The sequence below is a fragment of the Pseudomonas sp. P5_B2 genome (genome assembly GCF_056400445.1).
On record NZ_JBFULH010000168.1, the window covers coordinates 1 to 8,283 of the forward strand.

Below are 8,283 nucleotides of genomic sequence, written 5' to 3' on the forward strand. Positions count from 1 at the left end.
CCTCATAGGGATGCCCGATCGCAGTGTCGGGCTCAATTTAATGTTATAGTATAACAATGCAAACAAGCCACCTCCTCACCATGGACCTGCTCATGAATGCGCTGACTCTGCCCGATATCGCCGCGCAAACCTCTTGCCAAACCATGCCACTCGACTGGGTGGGTATGTGTGGCATTGCTCTCCCTGTTCTGTTCGATGGCCAACGGCTCAGTGCAACAGCAGACGCGGGGGTGAGCCTCGATGATGGAGAGGCTCGCGGGATTCATATGTCGCGGTTGTATCTGGCGCTGGAAATTCTTGAGCAGGAAAACCTGACACCGACGCTGCTGCGACGAGTCCTGCAAAGTTTTCTCGACAGCCATGAAGGACTGTCCCACAGCGCTTACTTAAAAATTCACGCCGATTTACTGCTCAAAAGGCCCGCGCTAATCAGCCGGTTGGCCGGCTGGAAAACCTATCCGGTGAGCATTGAAGCGCGATTGAAAAATGAGATGTTCCACGTGGAACTAAAAATCGACGTTGCTTATTCCTCGACTTGCCCCTGTTCAGCCGCACTATCCCGTCAGTTGATTCAGCAGCAATTCGTCGATGACTTTGCCAACCAGTCACTGCAACACGCCGATGTGTTGGCGTGGCTCGGTTCAACAAAAGGCATCATTGCGACACCCCACAGTCAACGCAGCACCGCTCATTTGAGCTTACTTCTTGATGATTACCTGGAAGACCTGCCGTTGATTGCCCTCATCAACGACGCCGAAGCCGCACTCGGCACCGCCGTACAAACCGCGGTCAAGCGCGCCGATGAACAGGCTTTCGCGTTGGCCAATGGTCAGAACCTGATGTTTTGCGAAGACGCTGCACGCCGCCTGAACCTTGCTCTGAAACGCGCAACCGGTATCCACGCCTTTCACCTTCGAGTGGTCCACGCCGAAAGTCTCCACGCCCACGATGCCGTAGCTGAAAGCCGGTGGAATTGGGAGGCCACATGATCCGATGCCAAGCATTGCGCTGGGGCGCACCCGGCCAACCTCTAACACCCCCCGTAGATTTCGAACTGTCGACGGGAAGCCTGACCGCCGTAATCGGTGCCAACGGCTCGGGCAAAAGCAGCTTGCTGAAAGTCATCGCCGGCCTGCAAAAGCCACTCACAGGCAAAATCTTCCACGATGTTCCACACAAGGGCTCGCTCTCATTCCTCCCCCAGCAACAACACCTGGACCGGCAATTTCCCATCAGCCTTCAAGAGTTGGTAGCCGCCGGTTTCTGGGGCAGCAAGCAATCACCCAATCTACGTAACCAACGTCTCAAAACCGCGTTGGAAGATTGGTGTCTCAGCGGTCTGGAACGCCGCCCATTGATGGCCTTGTCCGGAGGAGAACTGCAACGCGCCCTGCTCGCCCGAATGAGCCTTGCGCAAACGCCACTGCTGTTGCTCGATGAACCGCACGCGGCACTCGACGAACTCGGTAAGCGTTGCTCTGGAAACACATCCACGCATGGCACGCCAAAGGCCGAACGCTGGTCGTCGTATGCCATGACCTGGCCGCTGTTCGCCAACACATCCCACACGCACTGCTGATCAAAAGCAGCGGCTGCGTACTCGGACCGAGTGCCGAGTTGATCCGTCAACAACCACAAACACAGGTAGCCTGATGCTGTCCGCCGCTCAGCTTTGGCAGCCCTTCCACGAGTTTGTGTTCATGCACCGGGCGTTGCTTGGGGGACTCGTCCTTGCATGCAGCACGGCACCGCTGGGGGTGTTTCTGATATTGCGGCGCATGAGTCTGATCGGCGACGCCGTCGCCCACGGTATCTTGCCTGGCGCCGCACTGGGCTTCTGGTTCGCCGGGTTGAGCTTGCCGGCACTGACCTTCGGCGGCTTGGGCGCAGGTCTGAGCATGGCCGGACTGGCCGCATGGATCACCCGCCGCACCGGCTTGCGAGAAGACGCCAGCCTGGCCGCGATCTACCCGATTTCCCTCGCCAGCGGAGTGCTGATTCTGGGCATCGCCGGCAAACGTCTTGACCTTCTGCACCTATTGTTTGGTTCCGCACTGGCGGTCGATGGCCCGACGCTGAACGGCATGTTGTGGGTGTCGGGTTTCAGCCTGATCGCCATGGCCCTGATCTATAAACCGCTGTTGTTGGACACTCTCGACCCGCTCTTCCTGCAAACCGTCAGCCGCCTCGGTGCGTTGGCCCATGGCGTATTTCTGACCCTCGTGGTGCTGAATCTAGTGATCGGTTTCCAGGCCATCGGCGCGCTGATGGTGGTCGGATTGATGATGTTGCCCGCCGCCGCGTCGCGTTTCTGGAGTCGTCGTTTACCGGTCTTGATTGCCATTGCCGCCATGCTCGGCTGCCTCTCAGTGTGGCTCGGATTACTGCTGTCGTTCTTTCACTCGCTGCCCAGCGGCCCGGCGATTGTGCTGGTTGCCGGCGGTTTTTATCTGCTGTCCGTGGTGTTCGGTCCGGTGCATGGCTTACTGCGCCGCCCTCCTTTGTTCACATCCCAATGAGGTGTTACACGATGCGCGCTCTTCTTGTGCTATTCAGCTTGATGCTGTCGATGTCACTGTGTGCTGCGGAAAAACTTCAGGTGGTAACCAGCTTCAGCATCCTTGCCGACATGACCCATCAGGTCGGCGGCGAGCATATCCAGATCATCAACATGGTCGGTCCGGACGCTGATGCCCACACCTACGAGCCGACGCCGGACGACGCCAAGGCGCTGCTCAGTGCAAAATTAATCTTCAAGAATGGCTTGGGTTTTGAGCCGTGGTTGGACCGCTTGGTGACCAGCACCGAAACCAAGGCGCCGGTCATCAGTGCGAGTCATGGCGTCATCCCGCGCTCACTGGTCGAACACGGCGAGACCATTCCTGACCCTCATGCCTGGCACAACCTGGCGAACACGGAGCTGTACATCGCCAACATCACCAAGGCTTTAGTCACAGCAGATCCGTCGAATACCGCCGACTACCAACGCAACAGTCAGGCCAACTTGAAACAGATCTACGCGTTGCTTGCCGAAGCCAAGACCAAGCTCGGCTCGCTGCCGCCGGGCAATCGAAAAATCGTCACATCCCACGACGCCTTTGGTTATCTCGGCCAGGCTTACGGCATCGAATTCATGGCACCYCAAGGCCTGTCCACTGAGCGTGAACCATCGGCCGCCGAGGTCGCTGCGCTGATCACGCAGATTCGCCAGGCCAAGGTCAAAACGGTGTTCATGGAAAACATCAAGGACGCCCGCCTGCTGAAACAGATTGCCGATGAAAGCGGCGCGCAGTTCGGTGGCACGTTGTACTCCGATGCGCTCGCCACCACAGGGCCGGCCAGCACCTTTACCGGGCTGTTCGAGTACAACCTCAACACCCTTTACCAAGCGTTGAGCAAGCCATGATCCGCAAGAACCCTTCAGGGGATTTGCCGCAGATCGCGGAGTCCGCATACGTCGATAAGACCGCCATCATCTGCGGCAAAGTGGTGATCGGCGAGAACGTGTTCGTCGGTCCTTACGCGGTGATTCGTGCCGACGAAGTGGATGCCGACGGGGAGATGGAACCGATCACCATCGGCGCCAACTCGAACATTCAGGATGGCGTGGTGATTCACTCCAAGTCCGGTGCAGCCGTCACCATCGGCGCGTTCAGTTCGATCGCCCACCGCTCCATTGTGCATGGCCCATGCACCGTCGGTGATCGGGTGTTCATCGGCTTCAACAGCGTGCTGTTCAACTGCGCGGTCGGTGATGGTTGCGTGGTGCGGCATAACTCGGTGGTCGACGGTCGCGACCTGCCCGAAGACTTCTATGTGCCCTCCACCACCCGCATCGGACCGAACACCGACCTGTCGCGATTCTCACCGGTCAGCGTCAGCGCCTCGGAGTTTTCCGAAGACGTGGCGCGTACCAATGTCGACCTGGTGCGCGGTTACAAAGCGCTGCAAAACGAGTTCTTACCATGAGCAGTGTGTCTGTAAGGGCGAAGGACTTAAGCTCTAGGCTTTACCGTACCGCAATCCTGACCCAGCCATACGGCGCGGCTTTCGAGACTGCCTTTTTGCTGGATGCCGGTGGCATTGAAGGTGCCGTTGACCTTGGTCGTGAATTCGCGGTCACTGAGGAACGTGGCAACTCCGGCACCTTGCGCTTTGGGACAGCTGAAACGGAATTTCCACTGGTTGCCGCTGCGATCGGTGACTTCCTGTTTGCAACCCGATTGCGGGTCCGTCAGTGGAATGTCGTCGGTCTGCACCTGCTCCGGCGTCAGGCAAGCCCGAATCCCTTTGCCGCCCATCGTGATTCCTTGCTTCTCCAATTGCGCGCGCTGTTGCGGAGTCATCTGGCTCTGCAACTGACCGAGGATCAACTGTAGGTCCGGAAGATTCTGGTCATCGACCTTCATGTTGCTTGTGGTCAATTCCCACAATCCGGGTTGCAGCATCTGTGCGTGAACCGCCACAGGAAGTGACAAACCAATAGCCATGGCCAAACCCAGCAGACGAACGTTCATCGAGTAACTCCTGATCAGTAGTGGCCGTTAGACGCTAACCTTTGGTTTCGGTTCATGGGCCAATTAAATAGCGACATTTTGCACGGAACATGGTCTGTTAAGCACTGAATCTTCAGGAGCAGGGTTGCCCCATGGATTACTTCGGACCACACATTTTCGGCTACACCATTGCACTGCTTCACTCGCTGGGCACGATCGCGGCCATCCACGCCGTGCTCAACGTGCGCACCGCTCAGGGATCGATCGCCTGGGCGCTTTCATTGGTGTTTATGCCGTACCTCACACTCATTCCATACCTGATCTTCGGCAGCAGTACCTTCGATGGTTACATCAAGGCTCGGCGCCAGGCCAACGAAGAAATGCGCAAAGCCGTATCCGAACTCAACTGGCGTCCTTGGGTCGAGGAGGCACGGACCGCTCGTGCTTCCAGTGCCTACTCGTCGTTACGGGCAATGCCCAAGTTGGGTCGCATGCCTTGTCTGGCGAACAACGAAGTGCACTTGTTGATCGATGGCCAAGCCACGTTTGATTCGATTTTCGAAGCCATCAGCCATGCAAAAGTAGCGGTGCTGGTTCAGTTTTTTATCATCCACGACGATCGTCTTGGCCAGCGCCTGCACAGTCTGCTGCTGAAGAAAGCCGCCGAAGGCGTCGCGGTTTACCTGCTTTACGACCGCATTGGCAGCCACGCCCTGCCCAGAAGTTACGTACAACCGCTGCGCGATGCCGGCGTTGAAGTCAAAGCGTTCGCCACCCGCAGTGGCTGGCTCAACCGCTTCCAGGTCAACTTCCGCAACCATCGCAAGATCGTGGTAGTCGATGGAGTGGTGGGCTTCGTGGGCGGGCATAACGTCGGCGACGAATACATGGGTGAGAAACCCCCGCTGGCGCCTTGGCGAGATACCCATGTTCGCGTGCGCGGACCGGTGGTGGCCTGTATGCAGGAGTCGTTTGCCGAAGACTGGTTCTGGGCTGCACGATCATTGCCGCCATTGATCCTGCCGGATGAGTATCCCGACGACGGTGTGCTGTGCCAATTTTTGGCGAGCGGTCCGGCGGACTCCTTCGAAACTTGCGCGTTGTTCTTCGTTGAAGCCATCCATGCCGCGACTGAGCGCGTGTGGATCACCACTCCCTATTTCATCCCCGACGAAGCGGTATTTGCGGCACTCAGGCTTGCGGTAATGCGAGGTGTCGATGTGCGCTTGTTACTGCCGTCACGTCCGGATCACCGGATCGTCTACGCCGCCTCCAGCCTGTACGCCTTCGAGGCTGTCCGCGCCGGTGTCCGGGTATTTCGCTATCAACCCGGGTTCCTGCATCAGAAAGTGGTGTTGATCGACAGCGAAATCAGCGCCATCGGCAGTGCCAACATGGACAACCGCTCGTTCCGGCTCAACTTCGAAGTGATGTTGTTGACGGTCGATCGTGTATTCGCCGCCGAGGTGGAACAGATGCTCAACGATGACTTCGCTCAGTCGCATGAAATCGCCAAAGACGAAGGCCGGGAGACCCGCCGCGTGCAGCAATTCGGCATGCGGGTCGCCCGGCTTATTTCACCGATTCTTTAAGGGTTGTAGATGTCATCGCGCGTCCATGGCAGCTCATGGCTGCCATCGGGATGAGCTTTGACCGCGAGGATCTGGTGCAGGTTGATCCAGCCCCTGGCAAACGCATAAGCGCATCCCGCCAGGTACAGCCGCCAGATCCGCAAAGTTTGTTCCGGGACTTGCCTGGAAGCCGCTTCCAGATTGTCTTCCAGGCGTTCACTCCAGTGGTCGAGCGTGCGTGCGTAATGCAGGCGCAGGCTCTCGACGTCAACGATCTCCAGCCCCACGTCACTTATTTCGGCAGCGATCATCGACAGGTGCGGCAGTTCGCCGTTGGGGAACACATAGTGCCCGATGAACTCGCCAGCACCGCGTCCAACCGGACGGCCATCGAGGTGTTTGGCGGTAATCCCGTGATTCATCACCAGGCCGCCCTCTTTCACCGCGCCAAACAAGGTTTTGCAGTACTCGGCCAAGTTAGCGTGGCCCACGTGTTCGAACATACCGACACTGACCACTTTGTCGAAGCGCCCGTCCTGAGGCAGGTCGCGGTAGTCGAGCAATTGCAGTTCGACCAAATCTTCCAGACCTTCTTCTTTCACCCGCTCACGGGCCAGATCGAGTTGCGCTTTACTGAGCGTAATGCCAAACACCTTCGCGCCGAACTCCCGCGCCGCATACCGCGCTAATCCGCCCCAGCCGCAACCGACGTCCAGTAAGTATTCCCCGGGTTGCAAGCGCAACTTGCGACACAGGTGACGGAATTTGGCCTGCTGGGCCTGCTCGAGGGATTCACTGCCGGTCTCGAAGTACGCGCAGGAATACGCCATGTCGCTGTCGAGCCACAACTGATAAAACGCGTTGGAAAGGTCGTAATGGTAGGAGATGGCCTTGGCGTCAGCGTCCTTGTCGTGGGCGACACGAACGGGTTGGTCGTCGTCGTTCTCGTCCAACATCGCCTGGCTCCATTCATCGCAGACGCGGATAACGTCGCTGATGGAACCTTCCAGCTCGAGTTTGCCCTCGACAAACGCCGCTCCGAGCGCGTCCAGGCTTGGATGGGTGAACTGGGTAACCATTTGTGGATCCTTGACCACAATCGTGACGCTGGGCGTCGGCCCCAGATTGAGCTCATGGCCGTCCCAGAGTCGCAGGCGTAACGGTAACTGCAATTTCTGTAAGGCCGGTGGAAGATGCGCGAGCATGGACAACCCCCTTGTTCCAGACGTCTAATGTGAGGGTAGACCATCCCGGAAAATTAGCCGGCTATCAAACTAATAGCCGCTTTCCATGATCAGCGACGCTGCAACCAGCCATCGTGAATCCACTGCTTCAGCCAGGTTACAGCTTGAAGTGGTGCGCCCTCTCCACAGATGACTGTCAATTCAGAGCACAGTTCAGCAAAATTCCAGTCCCGTTCAAACATGCCTTTTAGAGCTTTGGTCTCTAGAGCCTCCAGGCTCCGATACTGGCAAACAAGCTCATTCCGCCAAATCACCACAACGCAGGGACTGTCGAGTGCCGTACTGCCAGGAAATTGCGTTGCATCTTTTATAGATCGCCAAAGCGAAACGCTATTGAAGGCACACTCAAGCCATTGCAGCGATGGACTGGGGCTGACTTGCAATGTCGGCCAATCTTCTGGAGCCAGAATCGCCATGTGCTGCATCGTCAACGGCGTTCCAGGTGGCGCATCAAATGCTAGTGTGAAAGCCCATTCCAGTGCCGCCAGTTCTGCCAATGGCGCACTTTGTTCCGGCACCAAATGTTGGCGAATGAACGCCTCGAAGCCTTTGCCGAGCCAACGAAGACTGTAATGAGCTGAGGGATTCTGACGCAAATAAGCCGCAGCAAGCCGTTCAAACTCTTCGTCACCCAGCCAATTGAGAATCGCTGGATAGTCGCCGCGCAGGACTTCCTGCAGCCGTGCTTGGTAAGCATTGTGATAAATCGCCAAACCGGTGCTGACGTCCAGCGTTGGGCCACCTATAAGGCTTGGGCCGAGCTCGACATCGGCCGTAGACGATTCGCTCAGAAGGTAACGTTCAAAGGCCAGTTGCCAATCGTTCAAGCGCATTTCTGTCTCCGGGCCAACACGCCTTCGCCCAGCTCCCGGGCTTTTTGCAGTTCAGTGAGCAATTCGTCAAACGGCGGGAAATGATCATCACGCTCCAACAGCGTGGCGACTGGGCCGAGGTAGTCGAGGGTTCTTTGAT

The 8,283-nt window shown here is 57.5% G+C and carries 9 protein-coding genes and 1 pseudogene; 6 read left to right on the forward strand and 4 right to left on the reverse strand.

The genetic code is table 11. The features are described from left to right. Positions 1 to 92 precede the first annotated feature (92 nt). The 5 genes and pseudogenes from folE2 to AC1DRJ_RS14575 all read left to right on the forward strand — a co-directional run bounded on the left by folE2 (position 93) and on the right by AC1DRJ_RS14575 (position 3,969). On the forward strand, positions 93 to 989 hold the full coding sequence (gene folE2 / locus AC1DRJ_RS14555; RefSeq protein ID WP_477802774.1) for a GTP cyclohydrolase FolE2: 897 nt from the start codon (positions 93 to 95) through the stop codon (positions 987 to 989). Continuing rightward, a pseudogene (locus AC1DRJ_RS14560) lies at positions 986 to 1,653 on the forward strand (metal ABC transporter ATP-binding protein). Before folE2 ends, AC1DRJ_RS14560 begins: the two are co-directional and overlap by 4 nt. Further along, complete coding sequence (locus AC1DRJ_RS14565; RefSeq protein WP_477802775.1) at positions 1,653 to 2,519, forward strand: metal ABC transporter permease; 867 nt, start codon at positions 1,653 to 1,655, stop codon at positions 2,517 to 2,519. The pseudogene AC1DRJ_RS14560 and the gene AC1DRJ_RS14565 overlap by 1 nt, the downstream one beginning before the upstream one ends. A gap of 11 nt (positions 2,520 to 2,530) precedes the next feature. Next, positions 2,531 to 3,406, forward strand: a complete 876-nt coding sequence (locus AC1DRJ_RS14570; protein ID WP_477802776.1) for a metal ABC transporter substrate-binding protein — start codon at positions 2,531 to 2,533, stop codon at positions 3,404 to 3,406. Continuing rightward, on the forward strand, positions 3,403 to 3,969 hold the full coding sequence (locus AC1DRJ_RS14575) for a gamma carbonic anhydrase family protein (protein ID WP_477802777.1): 567 nt from the start codon (positions 3,403 to 3,405) through the stop codon (positions 3,967 to 3,969). The genes AC1DRJ_RS14570 and AC1DRJ_RS14575 overlap by 4 nt, the downstream gene beginning before the upstream one ends. A gap of 26 nt (positions 3,970 to 3,995) precedes the next feature. On the opposite strand, the gene AC1DRJ_RS14580 is transcribed toward AC1DRJ_RS14575, so the two are convergent. Then, complete coding sequence (locus AC1DRJ_RS14580; RefSeq protein WP_477802778.1) at positions 3,996 to 4,517, reverse strand: DUF3617 domain-containing protein; 522 nt, start codon at positions 4,515 to 4,517, stop codon at positions 3,996 to 3,998. Between the two features lie 131 nt (positions 4,518 to 4,648). On the opposite strand from AC1DRJ_RS14580, the gene cls reads away from it, so the two are divergent. Continuing rightward, positions 4,649 to 6,088, forward strand: a complete 1,440-nt coding sequence (gene cls, locus AC1DRJ_RS14585) for a cardiolipin synthase (protein ID WP_477802779.1) — start codon at positions 4,649 to 4,651, stop codon at positions 6,086 to 6,088. On the opposite strand, the gene cfaB is transcribed toward cls, so the two are convergent. From cfaB to AC1DRJ_RS14600, 3 genes are all read right to left on the reverse strand, one after another. Beyond that, positions 6,085 to 7,272 (reverse strand): C17 cyclopropane fatty acid synthase CfaB, encoded by a 1,188-nt coding sequence (gene cfaB, locus AC1DRJ_RS14590; protein ID WP_477802780.1) that lies wholly within the window; start codon positions 7,270 to 7,272, stop codon positions 6,085 to 6,087. The genes cls and cfaB overlap by 4 nt on opposite strands. Before the next feature lie 89 nt (positions 7,273 to 7,361). Continuing rightward, the gene (locus AC1DRJ_RS14595; RefSeq protein WP_477802781.1) at positions 7,362 to 8,144 is read right to left on the reverse strand and encodes an HvfC/BufC family peptide modification chaperone; all 783 of its coding nucleotides are present in this window, start codon (positions 8,142 to 8,144) and stop codon (positions 7,362 to 7,364) included. Then, the coding region (locus tag AC1DRJ_RS14600; RefSeq protein WP_477802782.1) for a multinuclear nonheme iron-dependent oxidase at positions 8,135 to 8,283 on the reverse strand (149 nt) is incomplete at its 5' end. The genes AC1DRJ_RS14595 and AC1DRJ_RS14600, both read right to left, overlap by 10 nt.